This window comes from Belliella alkalica, assembly GCF_022549785.1.
Taxonomy (GTDB): domain Bacteria; phylum Bacteroidota; class Bacteroidia; order Cytophagales; family Cyclobacteriaceae; genus Belliella; species Belliella alkalica.
The window spans coordinates 19,012-35,821 of the sequence record NZ_JAKZGO010000009.1 but is presented as its reverse complement, the minus strand read 5'-3'; the positions used below and the strand labels follow the sequence as shown (position 1 = coordinate 35,821).

17 protein-coding genes are annotated in these 16,810 nt (G+C 34.7%); 5 read left to right on the top strand and 12 right to left on the bottom strand.

Annotated features, from left to right (window positions below):
• The first annotated feature begins 287 nt into the window (after positions 1 to 287).
• Entirely contained in the window at positions 288 to 1,958 is a 1,671-nt protein-coding gene (locus MM213_RS12075) for a L,D-transpeptidase family protein (protein WP_241412616.1), read from the top strand.
• On the opposite strand, the gene MM213_RS12070 is transcribed toward MM213_RS12075, so the two are convergent.
• Positions 1,944 to 2,642, bottom strand: a complete 699-nt coding sequence (locus tag MM213_RS12070) for a murein L,D-transpeptidase catalytic domain family protein (protein ID WP_241412615.1) — start codon at positions 2,640 to 2,642, stop codon at positions 1,944 to 1,946. The two genes, MM213_RS12075 and MM213_RS12070, sit on opposite strands and share 15 nt — an antisense overlap.
• Positions 2,643 to 3,248: 606 nt before the next feature.
• On the opposite strand from MM213_RS12070, the gene MM213_RS12065 reads away from it, so the two are divergent.
• From MM213_RS12065 to MM213_RS12055, 3 genes are all read left to right on the top strand, one after another.
• Positions 3,249 to 3,644: a DUF983 domain-containing protein gene (locus MM213_RS12065; protein WP_241412614.1), complete on the top strand. Its 396-nt coding sequence runs from the start codon at positions 3,249 to 3,251 to the stop codon at positions 3,642 to 3,644.
• 160 nt (positions 3,645 to 3,804) lie between these two features.
• The gene (locus MM213_RS12060; protein WP_241412613.1) at positions 3,805 to 4,269 is read left to right on the top strand and encodes a hypothetical protein; all 465 of its coding nucleotides are present in this window, start codon (positions 3,805 to 3,807) and stop codon (positions 4,267 to 4,269) included.
• A gap of 3 nt (positions 4,270 to 4,272) precedes the next feature.
• On the top strand, positions 4,273 to 5,061 hold the full coding sequence (locus MM213_RS12055) for a YoaK family protein (RefSeq protein WP_241412612.1): 789 nt from the start codon (positions 4,273 to 4,275) through the stop codon (positions 5,059 to 5,061).
• On the opposite strand, the gene MM213_RS12050 is transcribed toward MM213_RS12055, so the two are convergent.
• From MM213_RS12050 to MM213_RS12025, 6 genes are all read right to left on the bottom strand, one after another.
• Positions 5,051 to 6,292, bottom strand: a complete 1,242-nt coding sequence (locus MM213_RS12050) for a glutamate-5-semialdehyde dehydrogenase (protein WP_241412611.1) — start codon at positions 6,290 to 6,292, stop codon at positions 5,051 to 5,053. The genes MM213_RS12055 and MM213_RS12050 overlap by 11 nt on opposite strands.
• Positions 6,285 to 7,367: a glutamate 5-kinase gene (gene proB, locus MM213_RS12045; RefSeq protein WP_241412609.1), complete on the bottom strand. Its 1,083-nt coding sequence runs from the start codon at positions 7,365 to 7,367 to the stop codon at positions 6,285 to 6,287. Before proB ends, MM213_RS12050 begins: the two co-directional genes overlap by 8 nt.
• 81 nt (positions 7,368 to 7,448) lie before the next feature.
• A complete protein-coding gene (gene corA / locus MM213_RS12040; RefSeq protein WP_241412607.1) occupies positions 7,449 to 8,456 on the bottom strand; it encodes a magnesium/cobalt transporter CorA in 1,008 nt (335 codons plus the stop codon).
• A gap of 1 nt (position 8,457) precedes the next feature.
• Positions 8,458 to 8,832, bottom strand: a complete 375-nt coding sequence (locus MM213_RS12035; RefSeq protein ID WP_241412605.1) for a response regulator — start codon at positions 8,830 to 8,832, stop codon at positions 8,458 to 8,460.
• Positions 8,833 to 9,024: 192 nt separating this feature from the next.
• Entirely contained in the window at positions 9,025 to 10,653 is a 1,629-nt protein-coding gene (gene groL, locus MM213_RS12030; RefSeq protein WP_241412603.1) for a chaperonin GroEL, read from the bottom strand.
• A gap of 43 nt (positions 10,654 to 10,696) precedes the next feature.
• Positions 10,697 to 10,975, bottom strand: a complete 279-nt coding sequence (locus MM213_RS12025) for a co-chaperone GroES (protein WP_241272886.1) — start codon at positions 10,973 to 10,975, stop codon at positions 10,697 to 10,699.
• Positions 10,976 to 11,333: 358 nt separating this feature from the next.
• Between MM213_RS12025 and MM213_RS12020 the strand changes: the two genes are divergently transcribed.
• Positions 11,334 to 12,041: a hypothetical protein gene (locus MM213_RS12020; RefSeq protein ID WP_241412601.1), complete on the top strand. Its 708-nt coding sequence runs from the start codon at positions 11,334 to 11,336 to the stop codon at positions 12,039 to 12,041.
• 50 nt (positions 12,042 to 12,091) lie between these two features.
• On the opposite strand, the gene secG is transcribed toward MM213_RS12020, so the two are convergent.
• From secG to miaB, 5 genes are read right to left on the bottom strand one after another with little or no spacing between them, the layout of a single operon-like run.
• Positions 12,092 to 12,460, bottom strand: coding sequence for a preprotein translocase subunit SecG (gene secG, locus MM213_RS12015; RefSeq protein ID WP_241412599.1), 369 nt, complete (start codon positions 12,458 to 12,460; stop codon positions 12,092 to 12,094).
• Positions 12,461 to 12,464: 4 nt separating this feature from the next.
• Positions 12,465 to 13,280 carry a DUF8458 domain-containing protein gene (locus MM213_RS12010; protein ID WP_500790161.1) on the bottom strand — a complete coding sequence of 272 codons (816 nt, stop codon included), beginning with the start codon at positions 13,278 to 13,280 and terminating at the stop codon, positions 12,465 to 12,467.
• 37 nt (positions 13,281 to 13,317) lie between these two features.
• Positions 13,318 to 13,863 carry an LptE family protein gene (locus tag MM213_RS12005; protein WP_241412595.1) on the bottom strand — a complete coding sequence of 182 codons (546 nt, stop codon included), beginning with the start codon at positions 13,861 to 13,863 and terminating at the stop codon, positions 13,318 to 13,320.
• Positions 13,850 to 15,139, bottom strand: coding sequence for a sigma-54 interaction domain-containing protein (locus MM213_RS12000; protein ID WP_241412593.1), 1,290 nt, complete (start codon positions 15,137 to 15,139; stop codon positions 13,850 to 13,852). Before MM213_RS12000 ends, MM213_RS12005 begins: the two co-directional genes overlap by 14 nt.
• A 15-nt stretch (positions 15,140 to 15,154) precedes the next feature.
• A complete protein-coding gene (gene miaB / locus MM213_RS11995) occupies positions 15,155 to 16,615 on the bottom strand; it encodes a tRNA (N6-isopentenyl adenosine(37)-C2)-methylthiotransferase MiaB (RefSeq protein WP_241412591.1) in 1,461 nt (486 codons plus the stop codon).
• Positions 16,616 to 16,810: the final 195 nt, after the last annotated feature.

The following is a 16,810-nucleotide window of genomic DNA, read 5'->3' as shown; positions in this document are numbered from 1 at the left end:
TTTGTATAGATGTAGATCAATGTTATAAAATCTGAATCAATTGATCCAGATGAGTAAGTTATGTTATCAATGAAGCATTTCTTTTTGCTTTTGGATTTTTAGCTTTTAGCAAATGGTATTCTCCCCAATTTGGGAAATTTTAAATACTGATAGAGTTCTCACGGTACTTTGATTTTATGTATATACTTAGGTAAGGTTTTGATTACTAATAAGATATTTCTCTTTTCGATTTTGTGGTTTTCTAAGTACGAAATTTGATGTTAATGAGATCAAACAAAATTATTTTTATGAATAAGAAAACATTAATTGCAATTTCTTTAGTATTGATCATTGGAATTGGGCTTTTTTGGTTTTTCAATCAGCGTAGAATAGATTTTACCGAAGAACTTCGCTTAAGTCTTGAAGAAGTTGATAATGAGATTTTAGAAAACTCCAATTTCAAAAATGATATCAATGATTTTTATTTTAATCGAGATTATCTCGAACTGTGGTTTTTTAATGGAAAGCTGTCCAGCTTGGGTGAAGAGATGATCTCTCAAATTTCAGATTCCAAGTATGATGGGTTACAACCAAATGATTATAATCTAATTAAGATACTTGAACTTTCATCCAATCCTGGAGAAGAGGATGTCAAGTTCAATAAATTAACTAAGGATCAAAAAGTTAAAATAGAACTTTTACTGACTGATAGTTTTTTCAAACTTTCCCACGATTTGGTCAATGGTAAAGTTGACCCCTCGACATTAGATCCGAACTGGAAATTTGATTTGAAAAAAACAAATGTAAATTATTTATCCCTTTTAGAAGAAGTGACAGATGGAAGCTCTGTCAATAAGGTTTTTTCAAATTTGTATAAAGATTTTGAGCTCTACAAAAATGGAAGGGAAGCATTGAAATCCCTGTATGAAATACAAATGAATGACACACTCAATTGGGAGTTTGAAAATGTAGCAGAAGCAATTAAGGTAGGAGAAAAAAATAAAGCAATTCCAGTTTTAAGGCAGCGATTGATTTTTTGGGGTTTCATTTCTCCGTATGACTTGAAAGACCCTACGCTCTTCGATTCGACAATGTTTAGAGGTCTTCAGGAATATCAGAATTCCAACGGTATGAATCCTGATGGCGTAATAGGTGCGAGGGTAGCTGAATCTCTAAACAATTCTCCACAAAATTTGATAGATATAGCGTCTATAAATATGGAGCGATTGAGATGGATGCCTAAAATAGAGTGGGATCAAGAAATGGTATTGGTCAATATCGCAAATTACCAATTGGACTATCTAAAAAAATCAGATACTGTGTTTACGGCTAAAGTAATTGTAGGTAAGGAATATAATGAATCACCTACTTTCACAGCTCCAATGACCTATATTGTTTTTAGCCCCTATTGGAATATTCCAGAGTCAATCACGAAAGAAGAAATAATACCATCTATCAAGAAGAATAAAAGCTATTTGACTGAGAAAAAGATGGAAATAATCGCTGGCTCTGGGGAAGTAGTAAAGATGAATACTATAAATTGGAATGCAGAAATTGAAGAATTTCCATACCGAATTAGGCAAAAACCTGGCGGTGATAACTCTTTGGGATTAGTGAAATTTATGTTTCCTAACGAATACAATATTTACATTCATGATACCCCTGCCAGAAACCTATTCTCACTTGAGTCAAGGGCTTTGAGTCACGGGTGTATCAGAATTCAAAACCCAGAACAATTCGCAAAAATTCTCTTGAAGGAAAAATCTTGGGATGATGAAAAAATCAAAGAAGCTATGAATTTGAAAGAAGAAATGGTAGTGGATCTAGACAGAAAGATACCAGTAGTCCTGATCTATATGACATTTTGGGCAGATGAAAATGGGAAAGCCAATTTCAGATCAGATGTTTATGATCGAGATTCAGCACTTTTAAGTGCGCTCAGAAATACCACGGGAAAACTTAGATCAAGCTTGGATTAACCTAGATTTATTCAAGTATTGAAGGTCATTTGCGAAAATAAACAAAAGTGACCCATCCTTGATTAGGTTGATTGCTTGCGTAGATAATTCAGTAGGTAACGCTGGACATCCCAAACTTCTACCCAAACGACCAACAGTAGCTGCAAACTCTTCTCTTGCATATTCCGCTCCGTGAATTACAATTGCACGGTTTCTTGCTTGGTCGTTAAACCCAATTTCCAAGCCATCTAATCTCAGTGAATACCCGTGCTTGCCAGCATAGGTCTCAGCTGTTTTATAAAAACCTAAACTACTTTTAAAGGATTCTGGTTGATTGGAAAATTCATTGGCAATTAGTCCTCCTGAATTTCTACCATGGGATACTACGGAGTTCAGGAGTACCTTCCTGTTTTCAGGGTCTATAATCCATAATCTCTTTTCAGTAGAAGGAAGACTAAAATCAATTACTGTCAACAATTTTGAATTAAGATCACCATTCAATTTTAGCCATCCATTTAAAGCCAAAGAAAAAACTTCTTCTGAAGGTACATTTTCATTAAAGCTATATAGTTGCTGGTAAATTTCAGAAATCTGGTTTTCGATGGATAAGTTTGAACTTGTAGGTTTATTGGATTCATTATATTTAGGATTTGGAAAAATCCCAATAAATAAAATGAAAGTAATGGTGATGGTTTGTATAAGCATAAGCAGAAAATTTCCTGTTTTTGATAAAATTCTTTGATTTTGGTATTTGCCTAATTTCGATTTACGGATATACGGAACTTTGCCACTAACTAAAAAAAAGCTTGATTTAGCTTAGATCCGATATTAATTGATATTAGATACTCATAGATATTGAACATAAGCAAGCAATCAACCTTGGAATTAAAGCTACTGGCAAAGAAGCGTATAATCATATTTCTATTTTTTATAGAATATAATTTCCATGAAACTCAATCAACAACGAGTATAGTACTTTTATAGTATATTAATTATCGTTTGGATTTAAATTAAATCATTGTTTATCAGTTATTTCTTCTTTTTTTGTAACAGCCACAAGTTAGGAATAATTCAAAAGAAAATTTAATTAGTCAATCTAAAGAATGATTTTACTAGTTCAAAGACTTGAAATTAGAAGAATAAAGGTGACTTTAAGCTCAGTTTAAGCTCACTTGCACATTTTCAAACGAAAGATTGGATTTTCCACGTTTTTGAACTTCCCTGTCTTGTAAGTTAATTTGGGTTTATTCGATGATAAACTGATTGCCAAATAAGGATTTCGTATATTTACATCAGCAATATTCGAAATTAATGAAAAGAAAAAGTCTAATTACAGCCATGATTAATGGTAACTGTCCTAGATGTAGAGAAGGTAGTATTTTTCCAACTTCAATAGTAAGTTATAGAAAACTTTCTGATGTCCATCAAAAATGTCCTACTTGCAATGCTGTTCTGACTCCAGAACCAGACTTTTTTTATGGAGCAATGTATATTAGTTATGCATTTTCAGTTGCATTGGTAGTGAATGTTTTGATTATCCTCAACTATTTCTTCAATGACCCAGAGGTGTGGGTCTATGTGTCTACAGTAATGATAGCTAATATTGTGTTGATACCAATCATGTTAAGGTACTCTAAAGTACTTTATCTCTATGGAGTCGGGAAGTTGTCTTACGATCCTCAATGGAGAGAGAAATCAACTAGTTAAAAGAGGTTTAGTTTTGAAGAGAGATTTCTAAAAGAACCTTTTTAAAAAACAGATGGTTGCTTAAGAGCTGTAACGAGCGAGTTTCTTATTTGTATGCAAGTACATTAAAATGATAGGGAATAGGTTTTTTAGTTCGAAAGAGTAATAAATTTAGAGAAGTATGAGAGGGATTTTAATGAATATTACTTTGGGATTATCAGCTATAGCCTTGTTTATAATGGTTACTCAGTTTGGGAATCAGCCAACGGATGATATTATAGGAGTTTGGAAAGAAGTGTCTTGGGACTATGAAAAAGTTGATTTTTTGAATCAATCCGATTCTTTGACAATCGATGAAGTGATGGAACAAACAAAAGTTCAGCTAGGCGAAAGCTTTGTTATTCACAAAGCTGAAGTTTGGGAATTTATCGATAATAGTACACTGAAGGTAGATTTTGAAGACGGTAATGAAGAAATCGTTGATTGGAAACTAAAAAGCAAGGGAGATATTTTAAAGCTAACCCACGAAAACAACGTTTATGAATATTATACCATTAAAGAGTTGAATAAAGATAGGATGGTTTTGCATTTTCATATTGATCTGAATGCTAGAGGTATAGTGAAACTGACATTTGAAAAAGTATAATTTATGTTAAGAAATTATAGTGGTTCAAGAACATTGAGAGACAATCTTCAATTAGGTTCTTTGACAGCTTTTTCTGCCGGGATGGTAAATGTTACTTCCTTGATAATCTTTTTTGCATTTACATCAAATGTTACCGGTCATTATGCAATCTTAGCTGAGGAAATAGCCAAAGGGAATTGGAGCCAGGTATTAATGGTTTTCTTTTGGTTGTTTTTGTTTTTTTATGGTAGTTTCATAGCAAACTATCTAGTAATCAATAGTAGTAAATCCAATTATATAGCACATGCTTTGCCTTTGGTACTTGAGATTATTTGCTTGTCTTCAGTAGGGTTTTATGGTTTGTATTATTATCAAGAGACATTATTTGAAACAGAAATTTTGATAGGAATCATGCTATTGGCAATGGGGCTACAAAATGGTCTCACAGCAAGCATTTCAAATTCTGCTGTCAAAACTACCCACATGACGGGACTCACTACTGATTTGGCCATATTGGTTTCAATGTTTACAAAGAAGAAATACAGGGAGAATAGACAGCTAAGGGACAAAGCTAAATTACTATCCACGATAGCAGTTTCTTACATTTCGGGAGGTATCATAGCAGGTCTTATTTACTTTGCTATGGGCTTCAAAGTGTTTTTTATGGTTTCCCTTTTTCTTGTATTTATTATACTTTATGATTACATGAAATTCAGATTTAATCTTCTTTTGCGAAAAAGAAGATTTCGAGGGAAAATTGGTAGCAAAAGACTGAAATTAAAAGAAATGTGGTTAGATAGAATTAAGATCTGATTTGACCATTTCCTTTAATAATCCATTTGTATGATGTCAATTCCTTCAAAGCCATCGGGCCACGGGCGTGCAGCTTTTGGGTGCTAATTCCAATTTCTGCACCCATACCAAACTGGTTTCCATCTGTAAATGCTGTAGAAGCATTGACATAAACAGCCGCAGCATCCACGACATTCAAAAAATGAGCAATATTTTCTTCTGATTCTGATATTATTGCTTCACTATGCTTAGAACTATATTTATCAATGTGATCTATTGCTTCATTTAAATTTGAGACAGTTTTGATTGACATTTTAAGTGATAGAAATTCAGTTCCAAAGTGATTTTCATTAGCAGGACTAATCAATCTGTGTTTCCTCAACACCTCAATGGATCTGTTGTCAGCAAAGATTTCAACATTTTTCGCCAATAAACCTTCTACGATTTCATTCAAATCTGAAAGTCTATTTTCATGGATAATCAAACAATCTAGGCTATTGCAGACACTTGGTCTCCTTGTTTTGGCATTTAAGATTATAGATTTACCATTGTCTAAATCTGCAGATTCGTCGAAATAGGTATGGACTATTCCAGCACCTGTCTCAATGACCGGAACTTTTGAATTTTTTCGAACAAAATCTATGAGTTGTTGGCTTCCTCTTGGGATTATAATATCTACATAGCCTACAGCTTCCAATAATTCACTAGTAGCACTTCGGTCGGGTGGGAGCAAAATAAATGCTTCCAATGGAACACAGTGGGTTTTAAGAGCTTCATGAATGATTTTCATGATTTCTTTATTGGAAAATTCCGCATCAGAACTACCTTTCAGAACCAATCCATTCCCTGATTTCAATGCGATACAGAAGACATCAAAAGTCACATTAGGCCTAGCTTCATAGATGACTCCAATCACCCCAATTGGAACACTTACTTTTTTTAAATGCAATCCATTCGCGAGTGTTTTCTTTTCCAATACTTCGCCGATTGGACTTTTTAGTCCTTTTATCTGCCTTATTTCTGAGACAATGTTTTCAATCCTCTCTGCGGTCAACATTAACCTATCGTATTTTGGATCTTTTGGATCCATTTTTTGTAAGTCAAGTAGATTGGCGTCTATTATAGGGTTGATGTTTGCTAAAGTTAATTTGGCAAGTGTTTCAAGAACTTCAGAAATCTGCTCAGGACTGATTTGAGTAAGTTTTTTTGCTGATTTTTGTAGTTGTGAAAATATAATGTTAGGATTACTCATGGTGAAAAAGATAAAGATAGTCGTAATGAATGATTGGTTTTTGATTTTTTTGTCCGATTTTTTCTAAAGCAGTTTTTGAAGGGTATTCAGCTCTACCAAGGCCAATTTTATTTCCTTCTTCATCAGAAATCCTTAAAATATCACCTTTCTTAAATTCTCCTTCAATACTAATTACACCCACAGGCAAAAGACTGCTTATTTTCTGATCAAAAAGTGCTGATTTAGCTCCTTTATTAATGATTACTTCTCCTTTGAAGTATTGATCTCCATGTGCAAGCCATTTTTTTGTGCTTTGCTTTGCTTTTTTTGGTTCGAAATAAGTATAGCTCGTATTCTTAGAAAGAATATTAGTCAAAATATTGTCTTGCTTTCCATTTGCGATACAAACCTGAATTCCCAAATCTGCTGATTTTTTAGACATATTTAGCTTAGTGAGCATGCCACCTCTTCCAAAAGATGATTTAGTAGCAGAAATATATGTAGTGAGATTTTCAGAGTGTTGAGCCACTACACGGATCAATTCGGAATCAGGATGGTCTGGAGGGCCTGTGAAGATGCCATTTACATTGGTCAAAAGTATCAATGTGTCAGCATCTACCATAGCTGCTGACAAGCTTGCTAGCTCGTCGTTATCAGTAAACATCAACTCGGTGATGGCTACGGTATCATTTTCATTGATAATAGGTATGATTCCCTGAGATAGTAGACCGAGGACACAATTTTTCATGTTCAAAAAATGCTTTCGATCTCTGAAATCTTCTTTGGTCACCAAAATTTGAGCTACTTGAAGATTACGCTCTTCAAATAGTTTTTTGTATGTTTTAATCAATTCAATTTGACCTGTTGAAGCCCAGATTTGTTTTTTCAAAACTGGATTGAGTTTTTCAGGTAATTGAATTTCTTTTCTTCCAAAGGCAACCGCACCTGAACTGACCAAGATTACTTTGATTCCTTTATTGTGAAAACTTGCGATTTCGGAGACTAGATGATGCATCCTTTCCAAATCAGGCTTTCCTTCTTTGTTGGTCAAGACATTCGAGCCAACTTTGATGACACAGAAATTGATTGAATTCATAGCAAATTTGTGAAATTCACGCAATGATAAGCTTATTGTTGAAAAATTACTAAGAAAAGTGAAGCTGTTTTGTTGGTTTGATCAAAACCAGTTTTTTCTTTTGAAATAAATCACCATTAAGATAGAAACTGTAATGAAAAACGCCCAACTACTGATGTAGCCGTATTTCCAACCCAACTCAGGCATGTACTCAAAATTCATCCCATATACACCAGCTATAAAAGTAAGAGGGATAAATATGGTTGCAATGATTGTAAGTGTTTTCATTACTTCATTTTGTTTGACACTGATATTTGTCATAAAAATTTCCACCAAAGTGGTAATGGATTCCCTTTGCATTTCTAGATTTTCTATTATTTCTACTGTGTTTTCATAGATATCATTTATAAATGGGCCAGTTTTTTTTGTTACAAAAAGACTATCTGATTTCTTCCAAGATGAAATTAACTCACGGGTAGGCCAAATTATCCTCTTAATTTCCTGTAAAGTTTTCCGATGTTTGTAGATGTCAGCTAACTCTATTTTTTTATTTTGACTTACAATGTCGTCTTCAAGAATCTCTATTTGGTTACTGATCATCTCTAGTATACTATAGTATTGATCAATGATGGTGTCGAGTAGGGTATAGGCAAAGTAATCTGTTGCCAATTTCCTCATTTTTCCGTTAGGATTTTCAAGACGAATTCGGATTGGATCAAAAATATCATATTCATTCTCTTGAAATGTAATGATCAAATGTTTGTTGAAAGCAATACTTACCTGTTCTTTTTCTAAATGATGAATGTCACTTTTTGTGTAAAGCATTTTACTCACAATTAGAATAAAATTGTCAAAATCCTCAAGTTTAGGTCTTTGTTCTACATTGTCAATATCATCGAATGCAACCGGATGTATTTCAAAATGCTGGCAAATATCTTTAAAAATGGTTTTGTCTTGACCTTTGTGCACATTTAACCAACATTTTTTATCAGTTTGGATTTTCTGATCCAATTGTTCAAGTGAAGTGAGATGGTGTTTTTCAAAATGATTCTCACCAAAAACATATAATTCCAAACTTCTATTTTCCTCAGTTTCCAAAAAAGAGTTCATTTTAAAGAATGATTTTGAATTTATCTGGTGTCAGTGGTTTTTCTATAAAGCCTTCGACACAGGAGTATTGTTTAGCTTTTTGTCTGTCTTGAAAGTTGATAGAACTAGAAAGCATTACGATTCTATCTTTTCTGTCTTGAAAGACCTTCAGGTATTCATTCAGAAAATCCCATCCATTCATTACAGGCATATTGATGTCTAACAAGATTAAAGTATTCTCTTCAATATGTAGCCGCTGAATTCTTTCAAGTGCCTTTTCAGCTTCAAGAAACTCTTCTACCTGATCAGCAAGATTCATTTTCGATATCAATCGCTTATTGATCAGATTGTTGATCGGATCATCGTCAATTAAAATGATTGAGTAAAATGAGTGCATTAAATATACTTATGGGAAAAGTGGTAGGTAACAATATTCTTTGGTCTAAATTACAATTATAATTTTATGATAAAAATAGAATCTCTGTATTTTTTCACTCTTACTTTTATTTTTTAGGTTTAATTCTGGTAATTTTAAAACAAAAAAGGGAATCTATAAGACTCCCCTTTTTTGTTTTAATAGAGCAATGAATTACATCATTCCTCCCATTCCTCCGCCACCCATTGGAGGCATAGAAGAACCTTCTTCTTTAACATCTGCTATTACACATTCTGTAGTAAGTAGTAGTGCAGCAATAGAAGCCGCATTTTCTAATGCCAAACGTGTAACTTTTGTAGGATCGATTACACCCGCTTCAAATAGATCTTCATAAACATCTGTTCTTGCATTGTAACCGTAGTTTCCTGAGTTTTCTTTGATCCTGTTGATCACTACAGAACCCTCACCACCAGCATTCTCAACGATTGTTCTCAAAGGTGATTCTATAGCCTGTCTGATGATATTGATACCTGTATCTTGATCTTCATTTTCACCTTTCAAAGAATCCAAAGCAGCCGCAGCTCTTACAAGCGCAACACCGCCACCTACTACAATACCTTCTTGTACTGCAGCTCTAGTTGCGTGAAGTGCATCATCAACTCTGTCTTTTTTCTCTTTCATCTCTACTTCTGTAGCAGCTCCTATGTATAGGATAGCAACACCACCAGAAAGTTTAGCCAATCTTTCTTGTAGTTTTTCTTTGTCGTAGTCTGAAGTTGTTTTTTCTATTTGAGATTTAATCTCTGCGATTCTTGCTTGGATAGCGGCAGGATCACCAGCACCATTTACGATAGTGGTGTTATCTTTATCGATGTTGATTTTTTCTGCAGTTCCAAGGTAATCGATTGTAGCGTTTTCTAGTTTGTATCCTCTTTCTTCAGAGATTACTGTACCACCTGTAAGGATAGCGATGTCTTCCAACATAGCTTTTCTTCTGTCACCGAAACCTGGTGCTTTTACAGCGGCTACTTTCAGTGCACCTCTTATTTTGTTTACTACCAAAGTAGCTAAAGCTTCACCATCTACATCTTCAGCGATGATCAACAGGGGCTTTCCTGTCTGTGCTACTGGCTCCAATACAGGAAGCAATTCTTTCATGGAAGAGATTTTCTTGTCATAGATCAAGATATATGGTCTCTCTAATTCTGCTTCCATCTTCTCAGTGTTGGTAGTGAAATATGGAGAAAGATAACCTCTGTCAAACTGCATACCTTCTACAGTCCTTACTTCAGTTTCAGTTCCTTTTGCTTCTTCAACGGTTATTACACCATCTTTACCAACTTTTTCCATAGCATCAGCAATCATTTTACCGATCTCTTCGTCATTGTTTGCAGAAACTGTTGCTACTTGCTGAATTTCTTTTCCTGTAGAGATTGCCTTAGAGCTATCTCTCAATGAACCAACAACAGCCAAAACGGCTTTGTCGATACCTCTTTTCAGGTCCATTGGGTTTGCACCTGCAGCTACGTTTTTGATACCAACGTTGAAAATTGCTTGTGTTAAGACTGTTGCAGTAGTAGTTCCATCTCCAGCATTGTCAGCAGTTTTTGAAGCTACTTCTTTTACTAATTGTGCACCCATGTTTTCAATTGGCTCAGCCAATTCGATTTCTTTGGCCACTGATACACCATCTTTAGTAATGGTAGGAGCACCGAATTTTTTGTCGATGATTACATTTCTACCTTTAGGACCAAGTGTCACTTTTACAGCGTTTGCAAGAGCATCTACGCCTTTTTTCAGTTTGTCTCTTGCGTCGGTATTGAAAAATAATTCTTTTGACATTTTTTTTAAATTTTGAGTTTTTTGAATGTGTTAAAACAGATGATTATAAAATTGCAAAGATGTCAGCTTCTCTCATGATAAGAAAATCTTTGCCATCCACTGGGATTTCAGTGCCAGCATACTTGCCATACAATACAGTATCACCCACTTTGACAGTCAAGGGTTCATCTTTTTTGCCACTACCTACGGCTACAACTGTTCCTTTTTGAGGCTTTTCTTTAGCAGTATCTGGGATATAAAGTCCAGAAGCGGTTTTCTCTTCAGCTGCAGCTGGTTCTACCAGAACTCTATCTGCAAGAGGTTTGATGTTCACGTTTGACATAATTATGATTTTTTATTTTAGTTAATTCTATATTTCTGATTTACCCTATTTCACTTTTTGTGCCAATTGATGTATGCAGCCCATTCCTGACATAAAGTCGGTTTTAAATATTCCTTTCATGTCATAAGAATTGTTTCCTACATTTAAACTGTCAAATTTTCGGAAAAATCTTTTTTTTCATGTCAGATATTTAGTAAATTTTCTTTGTATAAATTCACTTTATGCCAATTCAATTAGGAAGGCTTTTAGATATTTTGGTTTGAAGAAATGCTATATTTCATTTCATCAATAAATTTATTTATGGTTTTAACTTGTTGTGTTGGTTACAATGTGATTTGTGAAATAAAATCTATAAGCTATGAAAAACTTGTCAGAAAATTGGATCACTGAAGGATGGATAGATTTTGAATATAAAAAGTATCTTTTGCTAGCTTACCTAAAAGGTGTGGGGGCAAATTTTAAGCAAGTTAAATTGTATCCTCCATTGGCTGATCTAATTCATCATTATGGGAAATTAAAATCTTTTGAGGAAGATAAGAATCAATTGAAGGCCTCCTTTCCAAAGCTTCTTGAAGGACCTGATTTCAAAAATATGAAGCTAAATTATAAGCCTATTTTTATTGATGATGATACAATGAAGCACCTGGAGGAAATAGTACATTATTCATTGCCGCAGTTTAAATCTTATATTGAAGAGGGGAGAAGTATTTATGATTTTCTGGAAAATGAGATGTTGATAGAGCCAATTGGGATTTCTCCCTTGTATCAGAATGAAGGTTATGTGATGTTGTCTCAAGAAGATTCTAAAGAAATTTTGATTTATAAATACAAAGTCAGCTTGTTTCAAAATAGCATCGATAAATTCAAAGGTATTATGCTTCAATTCATCAAGAATGTAAGGCTGTCATTAGTAAATACTTTTGAAGATATTAAATTAGGCCTTGTAAAAGATTATCAAGAGCTTCCCAACCCTGCAACTTTTAGAATTCATTCAAGATATCAGATCCCACTTCAAGAGAGTTTGATACCAATTACCAAGCGCCTTCTTCTGAAAAATGTAGAATAAAAAAAGCTCTACTTTTTAGGTAGAGCTTTGATTTTGAATATATCTATGTCTTATTCTGAGTCGCCATCTTCTTCCGAAGGGATTGTTTCCTCGGTAGGAGTGGCTGGCAATAAATCTTCAGAATTATCAAACGAAGGTGTTACAATTTGTTTTTTTGCACTTTCGATATTTGGTGAGGTAAATGAATCTAAACTAGAAGAAGTATAGAATGCAGAAGATACCAAAGAAAGCACAAGGATTGCCATTGCCAACACCCAAGTAGATTTTTCAAGGATATTACCAGTTTTTGTCACACCCATGATTTGAGAAGCACCACCTCCAAAAGCAGAACCAACTCCACCTTTTGAGTTTTGAGAAAGTATAACCAAAACCAATAGTACTGCTAATACGATTATAATGCTGATAATGATAGTAAACATATTTTTAATTTTTATTCTCTAATTCTTTAATCAAGTCCGCAAAGTAAGTGCTTTTATTTGGAAATTTCACTATTAACTTTTGATAAATTTCTTTAGCTTTTTTATTTTTTCCTTGTTTTGCAAGTAGCCTTGCATATGATTCGGATATTAGATTTGGGTTTAGTTTTGTGCTGTTTTCAGAAAGGTCGCTTTGCTTTTGGAAATTTTCAATTTCCTTTAGAGTAGCAAGTTTAATCTCCTTCTTACTAAATGACTTAATAATGTCAATTTGTTCTTTTTTCTTTATATCTAATATTTCTTTTTTCTCTTTTTTTCGAATCGTCTCTATCAAATCATCAGATCCTGATCGTTTTTTTCTTTGTTTTTTCTCTGAATTGTCAGGAGTGGCACTTGCCGAAGGATTTGTTTTAAGATCTTCATCTAGCTTTTTCAAAACCCCAGCTATTTGGGAGGAATCTTGCTCTTGAGTTGGTTTTGGGATCAACTCCTTTTTAATTGCATCATCATTTACTACATTGGAACCTTCTAAAGAAGGTACTTCGTTAATTTCTTTGTTTTGATTTTGGAATGACATTTTTCCAATCGAAGATGAGTCTTCAATCAATGATCTCAACAAAGCTCTATCGGGACTGTTGATTGCAGCCCAGGCCAAAAAATCAGATGGTTTGCCATTTGACTTTTGAAACTCGTATTTGGCTAACAAAACATTAGGGATCTGGAAATAAGGAAAGTTTTGGTGAAGCTTAAATAGCTTGTTTACTTGATCCTTACTAAGTTGATCTCCTTGTCTGACAATATCTAAAAACTGTTTGGCGTTCACTTGTGTTTAGGATAATTGATCTCGAATATAAGCATTTTTACCAATTGGCTACAGTAGCTGTGAAAATATCCTGAATAATGTTTTCAAATATTTCCTCAATCAACACGCTTTCTACTTGGAGTAGAGAGGTGGTTCTAGGATTGTAATCACTGAAGAATGAAAAGCTTCTTTTGATATTTTCTTCTTCATTTTTGGTATTTATAAATTCGACTTCTACCACAATTGTGAGCCTTTCTTGGCCCGCTCTATCGGGTGCATTCGGGTCTGTGCTTGTGACTGTGGCTTGAGGAGCGATATTATATCTAGAAATGGCACCTGATAGCTGTAGATCACCATTAGACCTTACCAATTCCAATTGTGTATTTCTTTGATAGAAATCTTTAAGTGATTCTGTAAATTGCTGTCCCATATTCGCTGGGCCACCACCAGAATCATTGAAGAAATTCTCTATAGAAAAGGTCTTGGTGATGTCGTAGTTGATATTAGTACCTGTAAAGCTGTATTTAACAGAGCAAGCATTGAAAATAAGCACCAAACCCACAACAAAAACCAAGGAGCAAGCTTTCTTTTTATTCAATGTCATATTGTTTGATTTTTCTATATAACGTCCTTTCTGAGATTCCGAGGTCACTTGCAGCGTATTTTCTTTTATTATTATGTTTTTTAAGCGCACGTATGATCATTTCTTTTTCTTTTCTTTCCAAAGAAAGTGAATTGTCATCTTCTTCGTGAATGATGTCTTCTATGGATTCATCTTCATAATCATCCATATTGTTTTCGTTCTTTTGGGAATCTATCACCAATGGCATGTTGACAGAAGGAACATTAGAGTTTGTCTCTTCAAAGGAAACAGGTGAATCCAAATCCTCGAAAAGATTCTGATGCTTGTTGATGATCGATGAGTTCAGTCCGCCTGATTGATAACTTTCCAAAACCAGCTTTTTCAACTCGTGCATGTCTTTTTTCATATCAAAGAGGACTTTATAAAGTATGTCCCTTTCCGAAAAATCAGTGCTACTATCTTTGCCAGAGCCACCTCCTGTGTATGCAGCTGGCAACCTTGTCTGACCTGTCGGTAGATACCTGCCCAAAGTATTGGCGTCTATTTCCCTTTCCTGCTCCAACAGTGAAATCTGCTCTGCTAGGTTTTTCAACTGTCGGATGTTTCCAGGAAAAGGGAATTTCATCAACAGTGTCTTTGCATCTTCGTCCAAAGAAACAGGTTTTACTTTGTATTTTTCAGAAAAATCTGTGGTGAATTTCCTGAACAATAGGACGATATCTTCCCCTCTTTCCCTAAGTGGTGGTACAAAAATCGGCACTGTATTTAACCTGTAATAAAGATCTTCCCTGAATTTACCCTTTTCTACAGCTTTGATCAAATTAACATTGGTGGCTGCAATGACACGAACATTTGTCTTTTGGACTTTGGACGACCCAACTTTGATGAATTCGCCATTTTCCAAGACCCTCAGCAGTCTAGCTTGGGTTCCAAGTGGCATTTCACCAATCTCATCCAAAAATATTGAACCGCCGTCCGTCACTTCAAAGTATCCTTTTCGAGCTTCATGAGCACCAGTAAAGGAGCCCTTTTCATGTCCAAATAACTCTGAGTCTATTGTGCCTTCTGGAATTGCTCCACAATTGATAGCGATGAACTTTCCATGCTTTCGAACACTAAGTGAATGAATGATTTTGGAAAATGATTCTTTTCCACTTCCACTTTCTCCAGTGATCAATACTGTCATTTCAGTTGGAGACGCTTGCATCGCTACCTGAATGGCATGATTGAGCAAAGGGCTATTCCCTATGATTCCAAATCTTTGTTTTACACTTTGAATTTCTGACGCTGTGATCATTGTGTATTTTTTATCTTAGGAAATGACTTCACCAAAAAGTGTTGCGGGAGTACAATCAGTGATTTTCACCATAGCATAATCACCTTTCTTCAAATTCCCTTTTTCTATAATAACTACTTTATTTGCAGAGTTTCTTCCTTTCAGCTGCTCTGCAGACCTTTTTGATTCCCCTTCAATGAGGATTTCTTGGATTTTCCCTACGTCTAATTTATTTCTTTCTTCAGATAGTAGGCTCTGCTTTTGAATAATATCATTCAACCTTCTCTTTTTGGTTTCCAAAGGAATGTCATCTTCATATTTTTTCGCAGCGAGAGTGCCTGGTCTTTCTGAATAATAGAACATATAGGAAAAATCATATTTCACAATGTCCATCAGTGTCAGTGTATCTTGATGCTCTTCCTCTGTTTCGGTACAGAATCCAGTAATCATATCAGAAGAAATCCCACATTCCTCACCAAGAATCTCTCTTATTTTTGAGACTCTTTCCAAGTACCATTCTCGATCATAAGTTCTGTTCATCATATCCAAAACCCTAGAGTTCCCACTCTGAACAGGCAAATGAATATACTTACAGATGTTGTCGTACTTTTTCATGGTATAAAGCACTTCATCTGTAATGTCTTTAGGGTGGGAGGTTGAAAACCTTACCCTTAACTGCGGGCTAATTTTCGCTACCATTTCCAATAAATTAGCAAAGTTGATAACTGCACTTACAGCATCTTCTTTTTTATTGAGTCGGGCTTTGTTATTTTCTTCAGGTGACCATTTGTAGCTATCCACATTTTGACCAAGCAAAGTCACTTCTTTGAATCCTCTATCAAACAATTCCTGTGCTTCTTTCACTATTGAATGTGGATCTCTGCTTCTTTCTCTTCCTCTTGTGAATGGAACCACGCAGAAAGAGCACATATTGTCGCAACCACGCATAATGGAAATGAATGCACTTACACCGTTTGAGTTTAGCCTTACAGGAGAAATATCTGCGTAAGTTTCTTCCCTTGAAAGAAAAGTATTTACGCCTTTGTTTCCATCTTCCGCCTCAGAGACCAAATTAGGAAGGTCGCGATATGCGTCTGGGCCTACCACCACATCTACCAATTTTTCTTCTTCCAACAATTTCTCCTTCAACCTTTCCGCCATGCAACCGAGCACCCCAATGGTCAATTCAGGTTTGTTTTTCTTTATGTTGTTGAATTGTGAAAGTCGTTTTCTTACTGTCAACTCAGCCTTTTCTCTAATAGAGCATGTATTCAAGAATATGACATCAGCTTGATTGAAATCAGATGTTGTGTCAAATCCATTGTCTTTCATGATGGAAGCGACGATTTCAGAGTCAGAAAAATTCATCTGACACCCATATGACTCTATATAAATTTTTTTGGATTTACCTGTGTTTTCATCTTCAGTAGTCTTGTAATCACAAACTTGAGCTTCTTCAGATGTTATAATATCAATGTCTTTGATGATGTTTTCCATGTAATAGTCAATTTCAATCTGCAAAATTAAGTAAATACCGACAAAATGACAGGTTTTTTGTTGTATTTATTTAAAATATGGTTAACACGACTCTTTCAAAAGTTTGTTAGCTAAAAAACAATACATACCAAAACTTTGTCTTACAATTTAGGGAGCCTTGGGGTTCTTAAATTATCTTTAATTCTATTCCTAACC

What these genes read in the sequence shown, in the direction of transcription:
- MM213_RS12005 (WP_241412595.1), bottom strand. Translation starts at nt 13,863, where the DNA reads ATGACATTGAATAAAAAGAAAGCTTGCTCCTTGGTTTTTGTTGTGGGT.
- corA (WP_241412607.1), bottom strand. Translation starts at nt 8,456, where the DNA reads ATGAACTCTTTTTTGGAAACTGAGGAAAATAGAAGTTTGGAATTATAT.
- MM213_RS12055 (WP_241412612.1), top strand. Translation starts at nt 4,273, where the DNA reads ATGTTAAGAAATTATAGTGGTTCAAGAACATTGAGAGACAATCTTCAA.
- MM213_RS12060 (WP_241412613.1), top strand. Translation starts at nt 3,805, where the DNA reads ATGAGAGGGATTTTAATGAATATTACTTTGGGATTATCAGCTATAGCC.
- proB (WP_241412609.1), bottom strand. Translation starts at nt 7,367, where the DNA reads ATGAATTCAATCAATTTCTGTGTCATCAAAGTTGGCTCGAATGTCTTG.
- MM213_RS12070 (WP_241412615.1), bottom strand. Translation starts at nt 2,642, where the DNA reads ATGCTTATACAAACCATCACCATTACTTTCATTTTATTTATTGGGATT.
- secG (WP_241412599.1), bottom strand. Translation starts at nt 12,460, where the DNA reads ATGTTTACTATCATTATCAGCATTATAATCGTATTAGCAGTACTATTG.
- MM213_RS12050 (WP_241412611.1), bottom strand. Translation starts at nt 6,292, where the DNA reads ATGAGTAATCCTAACATTATATTTTCACAACTACAAAAATCAGCAAAA.
- groL (WP_241412603.1), bottom strand. Translation starts at nt 10,653, where the DNA reads ATGTCAAAAGAATTATTTTTCAATACCGACGCAAGAGACAAACTGAAA.
- MM213_RS12065 (WP_241412614.1), top strand. Translation starts at nt 3,249, where the DNA reads ATGAAAAGAAAAAGTCTAATTACAGCCATGATTAATGGTAACTGTCCT.
- MM213_RS12000 (WP_241412593.1), bottom strand. Translation starts at nt 15,139, where the DNA reads ATGATCACAGCGTCAGAAATTCAAAGTGTAAAACAAAGATTTGGAATC.
- miaB (WP_241412591.1), bottom strand. Translation starts at nt 16,615, where the DNA reads ATGGAAAACATCATCAAAGACATTGATATTATAACATCTGAAGAAGCT.
- MM213_RS12075 (WP_241412616.1), top strand. Translation starts at nt 288, where the DNA reads ATGAATAAGAAAACATTAATTGCAATTTCTTTAGTATTGATCATTGGA.
- MM213_RS12035 (WP_241412605.1), bottom strand. Translation starts at nt 8,832, where the DNA reads ATGCACTCATTTTACTCAATCATTTTAATTGACGATGATCCGATCAAC.
- MM213_RS12020 (WP_241412601.1), top strand. Translation starts at nt 11,334, where the DNA reads ATGAAAAACTTGTCAGAAAATTGGATCACTGAAGGATGGATAGATTTT.
- MM213_RS12025 (WP_241272886.1), bottom strand. Translation starts at nt 10,975, where the DNA reads ATGTCAAACGTGAACATCAAACCTCTTGCAGATAGAGTTCTGGTAGAA.